This is a genomic window from Serratia sp. H402Y, assembly GCF_051172415.1.
Lineage (GTDB): Bacteria > Pseudomonadota > Gammaproteobacteria > Enterobacterales > Enterobacteriaceae > Serratia > Serratia ureilytica.
On the sequence record NZ_JBPIYZ010000008.1, the window covers coordinates 87,204 to 101,779 of the forward strand.

At 61.2% G+C, this 14,576-nt stretch carries 13 protein-coding genes; 8 read left to right on the forward strand and 5 right to left on the reverse strand.

The features are described from left to right. Window positions 1-104 precede the first annotated feature (104 nt). From ACSBQS_RS23870 to recG, 6 genes are all read left to right on the forward strand, one after another. Window positions 105-722: a trimeric intracellular cation channel family protein gene (locus ACSBQS_RS23870; RefSeq protein WP_025304704.1), complete on the forward strand. Its 618-nt coding sequence runs from the start codon at window positions 105-107 to the stop codon at window positions 720-722. 211 nt (window positions 723-933) lie between these two features. Next, window positions 934-1,557 (forward strand): guanylate kinase, encoded by a 624-nt coding sequence (gmk, locus tag ACSBQS_RS23875; protein WP_033636481.1) that lies wholly within the window; start codon window positions 934-936, stop codon window positions 1,555-1,557. A 54-nt stretch (window positions 1,558-1,611) separates the two neighbouring features. Beyond that, complete coding sequence (rpoZ, locus tag ACSBQS_RS23880; RefSeq protein ID WP_004931221.1) at window positions 1,612-1,887, forward strand: DNA-directed RNA polymerase subunit omega; 276 nt, start codon at window positions 1,612-1,614, stop codon at window positions 1,885-1,887. Window positions 1,888-1,905: 18 nt separating this feature from the next. Continuing rightward, window positions 1,906-4,017 (forward strand): bifunctional GTP diphosphokinase/guanosine-3',5'-bis pyrophosphate 3'-pyrophosphohydrolase, encoded by a 2,112-nt coding sequence (gene spoT, locus ACSBQS_RS23885; RefSeq protein WP_015379445.1) that lies wholly within the window; start codon window positions 1,906-1,908, stop codon window positions 4,015-4,017. Between the two features lie 5 nt (window positions 4,018-4,022). Beyond that, window positions 4,023-4,718: a tRNA (guanosine(18)-2'-O)-methyltransferase TrmH gene (trmH, locus tag ACSBQS_RS23890; RefSeq protein WP_041037384.1), complete on the forward strand. Its 696-nt coding sequence runs from the start codon at window positions 4,023-4,025 to the stop codon at window positions 4,716-4,718. Further along, a complete protein-coding gene (gene recG / locus ACSBQS_RS23895) occupies window positions 4,715-6,796 on the forward strand; it encodes an ATP-dependent DNA helicase RecG (protein ID WP_033645178.1) in 2,082 nt (693 codons plus the stop codon). Before trmH ends, recG begins: the two co-directional genes overlap by 4 nt. A 42-nt stretch (window positions 6,797-6,838) precedes the next feature. Here recG and gltS read toward each other — a convergent pair whose 3' ends face one another. Beyond that, window positions 6,839-8,050 (reverse strand): sodium/glutamate symporter, encoded by a 1,212-nt coding sequence (gene gltS, locus ACSBQS_RS23900; RefSeq protein ID WP_033645177.1) that lies wholly within the window; start codon window positions 8,048-8,050, stop codon window positions 6,839-6,841. Window positions 8,051-8,290: 240 nt separating this feature from the next. Between gltS and ACSBQS_RS23905 the strand changes: the two genes are divergently transcribed. Continuing rightward, window positions 8,291-9,691 carry a nucleobase:cation symporter-2 family protein gene (locus ACSBQS_RS23905; protein WP_434991370.1) on the forward strand — a complete coding sequence of 467 codons (1,401 nt, stop codon included), beginning with the start codon at window positions 8,291-8,293 and terminating at the stop codon, window positions 9,689-9,691. Window positions 9,692-9,819: 128 nt separating this feature from the next. After that, window positions 9,820-11,481 (forward strand): AsmA family protein, encoded by a 1,662-nt coding sequence (locus tag ACSBQS_RS23910; RefSeq protein ID WP_047025864.1) that lies wholly within the window; start codon window positions 9,820-9,822, stop codon window positions 11,479-11,481. Between the two features lie 38 nt (window positions 11,482-11,519). Here ACSBQS_RS23910 and fabY read toward each other — a convergent pair whose 3' ends face one another. From fabY to yihX, 4 genes are read right to left on the reverse strand one after another with little or no spacing between them, the layout of a single operon-like run. Next, window positions 11,520-12,467: a fatty acid biosynthesis protein FabY gene (gene fabY / locus ACSBQS_RS23915; RefSeq protein ID WP_004931235.1), complete on the reverse strand. Its 948-nt coding sequence runs from the start codon at window positions 12,465-12,467 to the stop codon at window positions 11,520-11,522. A gap of 21 nt (window positions 12,468-12,488) precedes the next feature. Next, complete coding sequence (dtd, locus tag ACSBQS_RS23920) at window positions 12,489-12,926, reverse strand: D-aminoacyl-tRNA deacylase (protein WP_016929644.1); 438 nt, start codon at window positions 12,924-12,926, stop codon at window positions 12,489-12,491. Then, complete coding sequence (locus ACSBQS_RS23925; RefSeq protein ID WP_033652264.1) at window positions 12,923-13,816, reverse strand: virulence factor BrkB family protein; 894 nt, start codon at window positions 13,814-13,816, stop codon at window positions 12,923-12,925. Before ACSBQS_RS23925 ends, dtd begins: the two co-directional genes overlap by 4 nt. A 51-nt stretch (window positions 13,817-13,867) precedes the next feature. Next, the gene (gene yihX, locus ACSBQS_RS23930; RefSeq protein ID WP_042785601.1) at window positions 13,868-14,458 is read right to left on the reverse strand and encodes a glucose-1-phosphatase; all 591 of its coding nucleotides are present in this window, start codon (window positions 14,456-14,458) and stop codon (window positions 13,868-13,870) included. Window positions 14,459-14,576: the final 118 nt, after the last annotated feature.

Sequence of the window (14,576 nt, forward strand, 5' to 3'; positions counted from 1 at the left end):
ATTAATCCGAAACGCCATCGGTGAAAAAAACTCAGTGGCGCGCGTCCTCGGCGGCGATTACCCTGCCGGCCATCATTCTGACGCAATTACGCTGTGAACCCCTTATGTTACTGAGCATCCTTTATATCATCGGCATCACCGCCGAAGCCATGACCGGCGCGCTGGCGGCCGGCCGCCGCCAAATGGACATGTTCGGCGTAATCATCATCGCCTCTGTCACCGCAATCGGCGGCGGGTCGGTGCGCGATATGTTGCTCGGGCATTTTCCGTTGGGCTGGGTCAAACACCCGGAATACATCGTCATCGTCGCGATAGCGGCGATCGTCACCACCTGGGTGGCTCCTCTGATGCGCCATCTGCGCCGCCTGTTCCTGGTGCTCGACGCCGTCGGCCTGATCGTCTTCTCCATCATCGGCGCGCAGGTGGCCCTGGATATGGGGCACAGCGCCATTATTGCCGCCATCGCCGCGGTGATCACCGGCGTCTTCGGCGGGGTGCTGCGCGATATGTTCTGCAACCGCATCCCGCTGGTTTTCCAGAAGGAGATCTACGCCGGCATCTCCTTCAGCGCCGCCTGGCTGTATATCGGCCTGCAGCACCTTAGCCTGCCGCACAATCTGGTGGTGATCCTCACCTTGGTCGCCGGCCTGAGCGCGCGTCTTATCGCCCTGCGCTTCCGCCTCGGCCTGCCGGTGTTCAACTACCAGCATCCGGATCACTGATCTCGGGGCGGCAACGCGCCGCCGCCGAGGCCAAAACTGCAAAAATGTCGCCCTTCGACGCACAAATTCGCCCTTTCGGCGCTTTTTCCACGCAAAGCCGCGGGCAAAATGCGAGCTAACGCTGCACCCGGCGCGTTAGCCGTGTATACTGTGCGGAGAAAATACACATCCGCTGTTTTTGGCATATCAACCGTTATCAACGAACATCATCATGGCTCAAGGCACGCTTTATATTGTCTCTGCTCCCAGTGGCGCAGGTAAATCAAGTCTGATTCAGGCTTTGTTAAAGACGCAACCGCTGTACGACACGCAGGTTTCGGTTTCGCACACCACGCGCGACAGTCGCCCGGGTGAAAATCACGGCGAGCACTATTTCTTCGTCTCGAAAGACGAATTCCGCCGGATGATCGAGCAGGACGCGTTTCTTGAGCACGCCGAAGTGTTCGGCAACTATTACGGCACCTCGCGCGCCGCCATCGAACAAGTCTTGTCGACCGGCGTGGATGTGTTTCTGGATATCGACTGGCAGGGCGCGCAGCAAATCCGCGCCAAAATGCCGCAGGCGCGCAGCATCTTCATTCTGCCGCCGTCGAAGGAAGAACTGGGCCGCCGCCTGCGTGGGCGCGGGCAGGATTCCGAAGAGGTGATCGCCAAACGCATGGCTCAGGCCGTGGCGGAAATGACGCATTACGCGGAGTACGATTACCTGATCGTGAACGATGATTTCGATCTGGCGCTGTCCGATCTGAAGACCATCATTCGCGCCGAACGCCTGCGTTTGGGCCGCCAGTTGCTGCGGCATGACGCTTTAATCAGCAAACTATTGGCAGACTGAAGGCAGTTTCAGTATCATGCCCAGTCTTTTCGTCACCTGTGGAGTAGCACAAATATGGCACGCGTAACTGTTCAAGACGCTGTAGAGAAAATTGGTAACCGTTTTGACCTGGTGTTGGTCGCTGCTCGTCGGGCGCGTCAGATCCAGACCGGCGGCAAAGATGCACTGGTTCCGGAAGAGAACGACAAGTACACCGTTATCGCCCTGCGCGAAATCGAAGAAGGCCTGATCACCAGCCAGATCCTCGACGTGCGTGAGCGCCAGGAACAGCAAGAGCAGGAAGCCGCAGAGATTCAAGCGGTTACCGCGATTGCTGAAGGTCGTCGTTAATTAGACTGCGAGTCCGCCTTGTACCTGTTTGAAAGCCTGAATCTGCTGATTCAACGTTACCTGCCCGAGGAGCAGATTAAGCGCCTCAAACAGGCATACCTCGTCGCGCGCGACGCGCACGAGGGCCAGACACGCTCCAGCGGTGAGCCCTACATTACTCACCCGGTCGCCGTGGCCTGCATCCTGGCGGAAATGCGTCTCGATCACGAGACGCTGATGGCGGCGTTGCTGCACGACGTCATCGAAGACACCCCAGCCACCTATCAAGATATGGAACAGCTGTTCGGCAAGAGCGTCGCCGAACTGGTTGAGGGCGTCTCCAAGCTCGACAAGCTGAAGTTCCAGGACAAGAAAGAAGCGCAGGCGGAAAACTTCCGCAAGATGATCATGGCGATGGTGCAGGATATCCGCGTCGTGCTGATCAAGCTGGCCGACCGTACGCACAACATGCGCACCCTCGGTTCGCTGCGCCCCGACAAACGCCGGCGCATCGCGCGTGAAACCCTGGAAATCTACAGCCCCCTCGCCCACCGTCTGGGTATTCATCACCTGAAAACCGAGCTGGAAGAGCTGGGCTTCGAGGCGCTGTACCCGAACCGTTATCGCGTGATCAAGGAAGTGGTGAAAGCCGCGCGCGGCAACCGCAAAGAGATGATTCAAAAAATCCTCTCCGAGATCGAAGGGCGGCTGACCGAGGCCGGCATCGCCTGCCGTGTCAGCGGGCGGGAAAAACACCTCTACTCCATCTACCTCAAGATGCACCTGAAAGAACAGCGTTTCCATTCCATCATGGATATCTACGCGTTCCGGGTGATCGTAAAAGAGGTCGATACCTGCTACCGCGTGCTCGGCCAGGTGCACAGCCTGTATAAACCGCGCCCGGGGCGGGTCAAAGATTACATCGCCATTCCCAAGGCCAACGGCTATCAATCGCTCCATACCTCGCTGATCGGCCCGCACGGCGTGCCGGTCGAAGTGCAGATCCGCACCGAAGACATGGATCAGATGGCTGAGATGGGGGTGGCCGCGCACTGGGCTTACAAGGAAAGAGAACAGGGCGAAACCGGCACCACGGCGCAGATCCGCGCCCAACGCTGGATGCAAAGCCTACTGGAGCTGCAGCAAAGCGCCGGTAGTTCGTTTGAATTTATCGAGAGCGTTAAATCCGATCTGTTCCCGGATGAGATTTACGTTTTCACCCCGGAAGGCCGCATCGTCGAGCTGCCCGCCGGCGCCACGCCGGTCGACTTCGCCTATGCGGTGCATACCGATATCGGCCATGCCTGCGTCGGCGCACGCGTCGATCGTCAGCCATACCCGCTGTCGCAGTCGCTGACCAGCGGCCAGACCGTCGAGATCATCACCGCGCCGGGCGCACGGCCCAACGCCGCCTGGCTGAACTTCGTGGTCAGCTCGAAAGCGCGCGCCAAGATTCGCCAGATGTTGAAGAACCTCAAGCGCGACGACTCCGTCGGCCTCGGCCGCCGTCTGCTCAACCATGCGTTGGGCGGCAGCCGCAAGCTGGCCGAAATCCCGCAGGAAAACATTCAGCACGAGCTGGACCGCATGAAGCTGGCGACGCTGGACGATCTGCTGGCGGAAATCGGCCTCGGCAACGCCATGAGCGTAGTGGTGGCGAAGAACCTGCAGGGCGATCAGTCCAGCCTGGGCACCACCTCCGGCGTGCGCAACCTGGCCATCAAGGGCGCCGACGGCGTGTTGATCACCTTCGCCAAGTGCTGCCGTCCGATTCCGGGCGACCCGATTATCGCTCACGTCAGCCCGGGCAAAGGGCTGGTGATCCACCATGAATCCTGCCGCAATATTCGCGGCTATCAGAAAGAGCCTGAGAAGTTCATGGCGGTCGAGTGGGATAAAGAGACCGAGCAGGAGTTCATCGCCGAGATCAAGGTGGATATGTTTAACCACCAGGGCGCGCTGGCCAACCTGACGGCGGCGATCAACGCGGCCGAATCCAATATTCAGAGCCTGAACACCGAAGAGAAAGACGGTCGGGTTTATAGCGCCTTTATCCGCTTGACCACCCGCGATCGCATCCATTTGGCAAACATTATGCGTAAAATCCGTATCATGCCGGATGTGATCAAAGTTAACCGCAACCGAAACTAGCGCTTATGAGTCCTGAACGCTATGCGCGGATTTGTGAAATGCTCGCGACCCGGCAGCCGGATTTGACGGTCTGCCTGGAGCAAGTGCACAAACCGCATAACGTCTCCGCCATTATCCGCACCGCCGACGCCGTCGGCGTGCATCAGGTCCACGCCGTGTGGCCCACCACCCGCATGCGCACCCTGGTTTCCTCCGCCGCCGGCAGCAACAGCTGGGTCAGCGTCAAGACCCATCGTTCCATCGGCGACGCGGTCGGTCACCTGAAAGCGCAGGGCATGCAAATTCTGGCCACCAACCTGTCTGCGCGCGCGGTCGATTTCCGCGAGGTGGACTACACTCGGCCAACCTGCGTGCTGCTCGGCCAGGAAAAAACCGGCATCACCGAAGAAGCGCTGGCGCTCGCCGATCAAGACATCGTCATTCCGATGATCGGCATGGTGCAATCGCTCAACGTCTCCGTGGCTTCGGCGCTGATCCTGTATGAGGCGCAGCGCCAGCGGCAAAACGCCGGCCTGTATCGCCGCGACAACAGCATGCTGGACGAAGAAGAGCAGCAGCGTCTGCTGTTCGAAGGCGGCTATCCGGTGCTGGCCAACGTGGCCAAGCGCAAGGGGCTGCCGCGTCCGCAGATCGACGAACAGGGCCAGGTGGTCGCCAGCGCCGAATGGTGGGCGGCCATGCAGGCGACGGTGCGCAAATGAAAGGCCGCCTGCTGGATGCTGTCCCACTCACCACGCTTTCCGGGGTTGGCGCCAGCCAGGCGGGCAAACTGGCCAAGCTTGGCCTCGACACCATTCAGGATCTGCTGCTGCACCTGCCGCTGCGCTACGAAGACCGCACCCGCCTCTACCCGATCAACGATCTGCTGCCAGGCATCTACGCCACGGTAGAAGGGGAAGTGCTGCGCAGCGACATCAGCTTCGGCCGCCGCCGCATGCTGACCTGCCAGATCAGCGACGGCACCGGCATCCTCACCATGCGGTTCTTCAACTTCAACGCCGCAATGAAGAACAGCCTGGCCACCGGCCGCCGCGTGACCGCCTACGGCGAGATCAAACGCGGCAACCACGGCGCGGAGATCATCCATCCGGAGTACCGTATTCAGGGCGAAACCAGCGAGGTTGAGCTGCAGGAGTCGCTGACGCCGGTCTACCCCACCACCGAGGGGGTGCGGCAGGCCACGCTGCGCAAGCTGACCGACCAGGCGCTGGAGCTGCTGGATACCTGCGCCATCGCCGAACTGCTGCCGCCGGAGCTGAGCGGCGGCCTGATGAGCCTGCCGCAGGCGCTGCACACCCTGCATCGCCCGCCGCCGGACATCCAGCTGGCGGATCTGGAGCTGGGCAAACACCCGGCGCAAAAGCGTCTGATCCTCGAAGAGCTGCTGGCGCATAACCTCAGCATGCTGGCGGTGCGCGCCGGCGCGCAGAGTTATCAGGCGCAGCCGCTGCTGCCGGACGATCGGCTGAAAAACCGTTTTCTCGCCCAGTTGCCGTTCTCGCCAACCGGCGCGCAAACGCGCGTGGTGGCCGACATCGAAGCCGATATGCAAAAAGACTTCCCGATGATGCGGCTGGTGCAGGGCGACGTCGGCTCCGGCAAAACGCTGGTGGCGGCGCTGGCGGCGCTGCGCGCCATCGCGCACGGCAAGCAGGTGGCGCTGATGGCGCCGACCGAGCTGCTGGCCGAACAGCATGCCAACAACTTCCGCCAGTGGTTCGAGCCGCTGGGGCTGGAGGTCGGCTGGCTGGCGGGCAAACAGAAAGGCAAGGCGCGCATCGCGCAGCAGGAAGCCATCGCCAGCGGCCAGGTATCGATGGTGGTCGGCACCCACGCCATCTTCCAGGAGCAGGTTCAGTTCAACGGCCTGGCGCTGGTGATCATTGATGAGCAGCACCGCTTCGGGGTGCATCAGCGGCTGGCGCTGTGGGAGAAAGGCGAAGAGCAAGGCTTCCATGCCCATCAGCTGATCATGACCGCCACACCGATCCCACGCACGCTGGCAATGACCGCCTATGCCGATCTCGATACCTCGGTCATCGACGAGCTGCCGCCGGGCCGTACGCCGGTGACCACCGTCGCCATTCCCGATACCCGCCGCGCCGACATCATTCAACGGGTGAAAAACGCCTGCCTGGAAGAAGGACGACAGGCTTACTGGGTGTGTACGCTGATCGAAGAGTCCGAGCTGCTGGAAGCGCAGGCGGCGGAAGCCACCTGGGAAGAGTTGAAAGCCGCGCTGCCGGAGCTGAAGGTGGCGCTGGTGCACGGCCGCATGAAAGCGCAGGAAAAGCAGGCGGTGATGCAGGCGTTTAAACAGGGCGAGCTGCAGCTGTTGGTCGCCACCACGGTGATTGAGGTCGGCGTCGACGTGCCGAACGCCAGCCTGATGATCATCGAAAACCCGGAACGGCTGGGCCTGGCGCAGCTGCACCAGCTGCGCGGCCGCGTAGGGCGCGGCGCGGTGGCTTCACACTGCGTGCTGCTGTACAAAACGCCGCTGAGCAAAACCGCGCAAACGCGCCTGCAGGTGCTGCGCGACAGCAACGACGGCTTTGTCATCGCGCAGCGCGATCTGGAGATCCGCGGCCCGGGCGAGCTGCTGGGCACCCGCCAGACCGGCAGCGCCGAATTCAAGGTGGCGGACCTGTTGCGCGACCAGGCGATGATCCCCGAAGTGCAACGCGTCGCTCGCCATCTCCATCAGCACTACCCGGAACACGCCCAGGCGCTGATCGAACGCTGGCTGCCGGAGAAGGCGCGCTACTCTAACGCATAAAAAAGGGCGCCGCAGGCGCCCTTCTCATGATGACTCGCGATATCACCCCACCGCCGGGAACACCGGCAACAGCAGATACAGCTTGATGACGATGGCGTTGGCGATATCGATAAAGAACGCCCCCACCATCGGCACCACCAGAAATGCCAGGTGCGACGGGCCGAAGCGATCGGTGATTGCTTGCATGTTGGCGATCGCCGTCGGCGTGGCGCCCATGCCGAAGCCGCAGTGGCCGGCGGCCAGCACCGCCGCATCGTAGTTCTTGCCCATTACCCGGTAGGTGACGAAGATCGCGTACAGCGCCATCACCAGCGTCTGTACGGCCAGGATCGCCAGCATCGGCAGCGCCAGCGAAGCCAGCTCCCACAGGCGCAGGCTCATCAACGCCATCGCCAGGAACAGCGACAGGCTGACGTTGCCCAGCACCGATACCGCCCGCTCGAACACGGTATAGAAACCGGTGAAGGCCAGCGTGTTGCTGAGGATCACCCCGACGAACAGCACGCAAACGAAGTTAGGCAGTTCAAACACCGTACCGCTCAGCAGACCGGCAATCAGTTGCCCCAGGCTCAAACAAATGGCGATCATAGCGATGGTTTCAATCATCACCAGCGAGGTGATCAGGCGGCCACTTTCCGGCTTCTCGAAGCCGCTCGGCTGCACGCTGTCTTCCGGCGTGCCTTCCGGCGTAGAGGAGTGTTTAACCAGATAGCGCGCCACCGGGCCGCCGATCAGGCCGCCCAGCACCAGGCCGAAGGTGGCGCAGGCCATGGCGACTTCCGTCGCGTTTTCAAAGCCGTAGCGCTCGATGAACAGCTTGCTCCAGGCCGCCCCGGTGCCGTGGCCGCCCGACAGGGTGATCGAACCGGCGATCAGGCCCATCAACGGATCCAGCCCCAGCATTTTCGCCATGCCGATGCCGATGGCGTTCTGCACCAGCAGCAGCCCCAACACCACGAACAGGAATACCATCAGCGCTTTGCCGCCGGCGCGCAACCGCGCCAGGTTGGCGTTCAGGCCGATAGTGGCGAAGAAGGCCAGCATCAGCGGATCCTTCAACGACATGTCAAAGCTGATTTCCCAGTTGGCGAATTTTTTCAGGACTAACAGCAGGAGGGCCACCAGCAAACCGCCGGCGACGGGAGCGGGAATAGTATATTTTCGCAGCAGAGGAATACTTCTGACGCACTTGCCCCCAAGGAGCAAAACCAGCGTCGCCGCGACTAACGTGCCATAAGTATCAAGATGAAACATCCAGGTACTCCATGTAAGGGAAAAGATCCAAATAAAAATAATAAGTTATAGAAAACCACGTAGTTTTTAAACTTGATGAGTGCAGGATTAGAAGTAAAAAACGCTGAGATGACAAGAAAAAATGAATGAAAATGCGACATAAACGGGAAAGTCGGCAACATAATATTTAGGCGCAACCGTTTGCTTTTGCGGGGCGGCGCATTAAAATGCCTGCTTTGCCGTATCTGGAAACGCCACACCATGAGCATGTCATCCTCCGAGCTTGATGCCGCACGCCAAACCGCCTCTGAACCCCGCGCCAGCGAACTGATTTATCGCCTCGAAGACCGCCCGCAGCTGCCGCAAACGCTGTTTGCCGCCGGCCAGCACCTGTTGGCGATGTTCGTTGCGGTGATCACTCCGGCGCTGCTGATCTGCCAGGCGCTGGGTCTGCCGGCGCAGGATACCCAACACATCATCAGCATGTCGCTGTTCGCTTCCGGTCTGGCTTCCATTCTGCAAATCAAAACCTGGGGGCCGGTGGGCTCCGGGCTGCTGTCGATTCAGGGCACCAGCTTCAACTTCGTTTCGCCATTGATCATGGGCGGCCTGGCGCTGAAAAACGGCGGCGCCGACGTGCCGACCATGATGGCCGCGCTGTTCGGCACCCTGATGGTCGCCTCCTGCACCGAAATTTTGCTGTCGCGCGTGCTGCATCTGGCGCGCCGCATCATCACCCCGCTGGTTTCCGGCATCGTGGTGATGATCATCGGCCTGTCGCTGATTCAGGTCGGCCTGACCTCGATCGGCGGCGGCTATGCCGCGATGAACGACCACAGCTTCGGCTCGCCGAAAAACCTGCTGCTGGCCGGCGCGGTGCTGGCGGTCATCATCCTGCTGAACCGCCAGCGCAACCCTTACCTGCGCGTCGCTTCGCTGGTGATCGCCATGGCGGTCGGCTACCTGCTGGCCTGGGCGATGGACATGCTGCCCACCGACGCTCCGGCGGCACCGACGGCGGCGATTACCATTCCAACGCCGCTCTATTACGGCCTGGGCTTCGACTGGAACCTGTTGCTGCCGCTGATGCTGATCTTTATGGTCACCTCGCTGGAAACCATCGGCGACATCACCGCCACCTCTGACGTCTCCGAACAACCGGTCAGCGGGCCGCTGTACATGAAGCGTCTGAAAGGGGGCGTACTGGCCAACGGCCTGAACTCGATGCTGTCGGCGGTGTTCAACACCTTCCCCAACTCCTGCTTCGGCCAGAACAACGGCGTGATCCAGCTGACCGGCGTCGCCAGCCGCTACGTCGGCTTCGTGGTGGCGCTGATGCTGATCGCGCTGGGGCTGTTCCCGGCGGTGGCCGGCTTCGTGCAGCACATCCCCGAGCCGGTACTGGGCGGCGCGACCATCGTGATGTTCGGCACCATCGCCGCCTCCGGCGTGCGCATCGTGTCGCGCGAACGCCTGAACCGGCGCGCTATCATGATCATGGCGCTGTCGCTGGCCGTCGGCATGGGCGTCTCCCAGCAGCCGCTGATCCTGCAGTTCGCGCCGGACTGGCTGAAAACCCTGCTCTCTTCCGGTATCGCCGCCGGCGGCATTACCGCCATCGTGCTGAACCTGGTGTTCCCGCAGGAACACGAAAAAAAGTAACCCGCCCATTGGCGTTCAAACGGCCGCTTGCGGCCGTTTTTTATTGTCTATCAGACCATTGCCCTTGAGATGCCCGGCCAATTGCGGCATAAACAGGGTATCTTTTTTGACCGATGCGGATGTAGACGATGAAATTTATCGGAAAGCTGTTGCTGACGTTGCTGCTGCTGATCGTGCTGGCGGCGGTGGTGCTGTATCTGGTGGGGCAAACCCGCTGGGCGGCAGGCCGTCTAAGCGCCTGGATCAGCGACAACAGCGAATACCGCCTGTCGATAGGAAAAATCACCCACTCGTGGAATCAGCCGGGCCAGATCGGTCTGGAAGACGTGCAGCTGGCGCGCAGCGGCCAACCTCAGGCGCTGGTCGCCAAACGCGTCGATCTCGGCCTCAGCCTGCGCCAAATCACCGAACCGCGCTATTTTTACAGCGTCACGCTGCGCGACGGCACGCTGAACGTGCAGCCACAGGCTGCTGCGCTGCCCGTACAGGCCGACGTGCTGCAACTGAGCAACATGGCGCTGCAGTCCAACGATAGCGAGTGGCAGCTCAACGCGCAGCAGGTCAATGCCGGCATCACGCCGTGGCGCCCGCTGGCCGGCCATCTGCTGGGGGACAACAACCAGTTCCAGTTCAGCGCCGGTTCGATGACGCTGAACGGCATCCCCGCCTCGAAGGTGTTGGTGCAGGGGGAGCAAAAACAAGGCCAGCTGCTGTTGAACAACTTCGGCGCCGATCTGGCGCAGGGCGACCTGACCGGCGTGGCCAGCCGCGCCACCGACGGCAGCTGGCAGGTGGATCGCCTGCGGCTGAGCGGCGTGCGCATGCAGACCCCGATGACGTTGGCGGAATTCATGCGGCGCTTCACCGCTCTGCCGCCGGTCACCCTCAAGCGTTTCGATCTGATCGATGCGCGCCTGGAAGGCAAGGCGTGGGCGGTTAACGATCTCGACCTGTCGCTGCAAAACGTCAGCGTCGAAAAAGGCGACTGGCGCAGTGAAGACGGCTCGCTCAACGTCAACGCCGGCGACGTGGTCAACGGCGGTTTCCACCTGATCGATCCGATCGCCACCCTGCGGCTCTCTTCCGCCGGCATCGCCATTCAGCAGTTCACCACCCGCTGGGAAGGCGGGCTGCTACGCACCTCCGGCAACTGGCTGCGCGCCGGCAAACGCCTGCAGCTGGATGAAGTGGCCATGGCGGCGCTGGAGTACACCCTACCGATCGACTGGCGCGAGCTGTGGCTGAAACCGCTGCCGGACTGGCTGGCGGAGGTGTACGTCACCAAGCTGACCACCAACCGCAATCTGATTATCGATATCAACCCGGCATTCCCGTTCCAGATCACCGCGCTGGACGGTTACGGCAGCAACCTGCTGCTGGCGCGCGACCACCAGTGGGGCATTTGGTCCGGTTCGCTGAACCTGAACGGCAGCGAGGCCACCTTCAACAAAATCGACGTGCGACGCCCTTCGCTGGCGCTGAACGCCGACGCCAACCAGATCGCCGTCACCGAGCTCAGCGCCTTTATGCCCAATGGGTTGCTTGAGGCCAAAGCGACCGTCGATCAGCTGCCGGGCAAGCCGTTCCAGTTGACGCTGCACGGCCGTTCGGTACCGATCAACACCTTGCAGCAATGGGGATGGCAGCCGGTGCCGCTGACGGGTGACGGCAACCTTGAGCTGCAGTTGAAAGGGCTGCTGAACAGCGATGGGCCGTTCAAGGCCTCATTGAAAGGCAATCTGCAGGCCACCGCCGGCGACGGCCAAGCGGTGAACCAACAACTGCCGTAGTGCACTGCGCGGCCCGCCCTCAGGGCAGGGCCGCCGCCTTACTCCTCCAGCGCTTCAGAGCCGCCCTGATCCAACGGTACATCCGGCTCGGCCGGCAACACCATATAGGTACCTTCGAACACTGCGCCCTTGTCCTCGTCACCGAACAGATGCACTTCGGCGTGTACGCGCGCGCGGCGGCCACGCGCCAGACGCGCCAAATCGCCGCTCAGCGAGCCGAGATCCGCCACCGCCCGCGGCCTGCCGGTAATCGGTTTGCTGTAGCGAATGTGCGCGTCCGCCAGAATGATGGTGCCGCCCAGATGGCGCTCGCGCAGCAGCAGCCAAATCAGCCCCCAGGCGGTCAGCGTCGCCAGTGAGAACAGGCTGCCGGCAAACAGCGTATGGTGCGGATTCTGGTTGCCGATCTCCGGCATGGTGGTGACGAAGCGCTGGCCGGTGTATTGGCTGATGCGCACGCCCATCTTTTCGCTCAGCGGGATGTGTTCATACCAGGCCTGCTGCAATTGGCCGCACCAATCGGGGCGATGCAGGATATCGTCCAGCGTCGCCACCGGTTTGATCATCAAAAAGTGACGGATCGGGGTGGTCTGCGGCGCGGTGATCTCGCCCTGATTGACGAAGCCCAGTTTGGCGAAGAAATCCACCGCGTCTTCACGGGCGCTGCACACCACCCGCTTCACGCCTTCCTGCCGCGCGACGGACTCCAGCGTCATCGCCACCAGCGTCCCCAGCCCTTTATCCTGCAGCGTCGGATCTACCGCCAGAAAACGGATCGCCGCCTCGTTGTCGGCATTGATGTACAGCCGCCCGATGGCGACGATTTTACCGGCCTCGTCCACCACCATTTGGTGATGGGCCATGGCGTCATAGGCATCCTTTTCCGAACCCACCGGCTGGTGCAGCGGCTTGCGCAGCATTTCCCAGCGAAACTGGTAATACTCCTTCAGTTCTTGCTCTGTTACGGGTACTCGTAGGTGATACATAGACGCCTGTTCTCCGAATGCTTAGACCTGTAGCCAGAATGTCACCGGACCATCGTTGACCAGCGCCACCTGCATGTCGGCGGCGAACTCGCCGGTCTGGGTCTCTACGCCGCGTTCGCGGCACTGGCCAACAAAATATTGATACAACCGATCGGCGACCAAAGGCGCGGCGCCACGCGAGAAGCTGGGCCGCATGCCCTTCTGGGTGTCCGCCGCCAGGGTGAACTGCGAAACGACCAGCACGCTGCCCCCGGCCTGCTGGACGTTGAGATTCATCTTGTCGTTCTCGTCGCCGAAAATGCGGTATCCCAATACGCGTTCGCACAGGCGTTGCGCTTTTTGCTCGTTATCGCCCTGCTCCACGCCCAATAACACTAACAAACCGGGGCCAATCTTGCCTACCGTCTCGCCACCCACCGTGACGCTGGCGTTTAACACCCGTTGAATCAACGCAATCATTCCTGCTGCCCTTCTGGTTTTTGTTCCTGTTGCTCCGCCTTCTGCCGGCGGTAGTCGCGGTATTCGCCGATGGTCACGGTGATTTCCGCGCCGAGTAACACGATACACCAGCTCCAGTAGACCCACAGGAATAAAATCGGGATCACCGCCAGCACGCCGTAAATCAGCTGATAGGAGGGGAACATGGTGACGTACAGCGCGAATCCCTTCTTGCCCAGCTCGAACAGCAATCCGGCCACCACCGCGCCAATCAGCGCGTCTTTGGGCGGCACGCGCACCGTCGGCACGATGCAATACAGCAGCCAGAAGGAGGTGCACGACAAAATCAGCGGAAAGATGCGCAGCACCTGATCCACCAGGCCGTTGACGCCGGTCTGCGCCAGCCAGTTGAGCGACAGCAGGTAGGAACTGATGGCCATGCTGGCGCCCACCAGCAGCGGCCCCAGCGTCAGCACCATCCAGTACACGGCGAAGGAGAAGACGATCGGCCGTTTGTTCTTGCTGCGCCAGATGGTGTTCAGCACGCTGTCCACCGAGGAGATCAACAGCAACGCGGTAACGATCAGCCCGCAGGTGCCGACGGCGGTCATCTTGTTGGAATTGGCGACGAACTGTTCCAGGTAGTTCTGGATCACGTTGCCGGCGGCCGGCACGAAATTGGAAAATATAAAGCTCTTCAGCTGTTCGCTGATGTCGGAAAACATCGGGAAAGCGGCGAACAGGGCGAACACCACGGTGACCAGCGGCACCAGCGACAGCAGGGAAACGTAGGCGAGATGGCCCGCCAACATCGTCAGGCCATCGTGGTCGATGCGTTGGTACAGCAGCCGTCCGAAGGTGACGCTTGGCTTAATCGCAGAAGGCAGCTTCTTGCGGCGGAAAAACGACATGGTCACTCCTTGATGTCCGTTGATACGCCTTAAGCTTAACGCGCCCTGCGCTCATTGAGCAAAATAGGCCGGCACCACGTCGCGATCGGTGACGTGCACCGTCTTGATCCCCAGCGCCTGCGCGGCGAGGACGTTCGCCGGGTGATCGTCAAAGAACACCGCGTCGGCGGCGGCGGTGTTTTCCGCAACCAGCACATGCCGGTAGATGTCAGCTTCAGGTTTGCGCATGCCGAGATCTTGCGACAAATAGAGATGATCGGCGGCGGCGGCCACTTCTGGGTAATGCTGCGGCCAGTAATTGCAGTGCAGACGGTTGGTGTTCGACAGCACCACCACCCGGTGACCTTCGTTGCGCAGGCGCTGCATGATGTCGATCACCTCCGGGCGCAGCGCGACGAATACCGCCTGCCAACCGGTGGCGAACTGCTCAAAGCTGAGCGCGATGCCCATTTCATCGCACAGTTTGCCGGCGAAGTCTTCATCGCTGATTTCACCGCGCTCATGCTGCTGGAACACCTCACCCATGGTGAAACGATCGGACAACACCGCCAACGGCGTGCCGCTCAAATTGCTCCACACGCCCAGCACACGCTTGAAATCGATATCGACGATCACATTACCTAAATCAAAGATATACAGCATAGTCCTCTCCTGATGGGCCGGTGAGATTTCACTGTAGCGGGAAAAGGAACAGCTGAACAGGGAGCGAACGGAAAAGCGCATAGCGCGCCGCACAAACGGGGAACAACAGAGGAAAAAA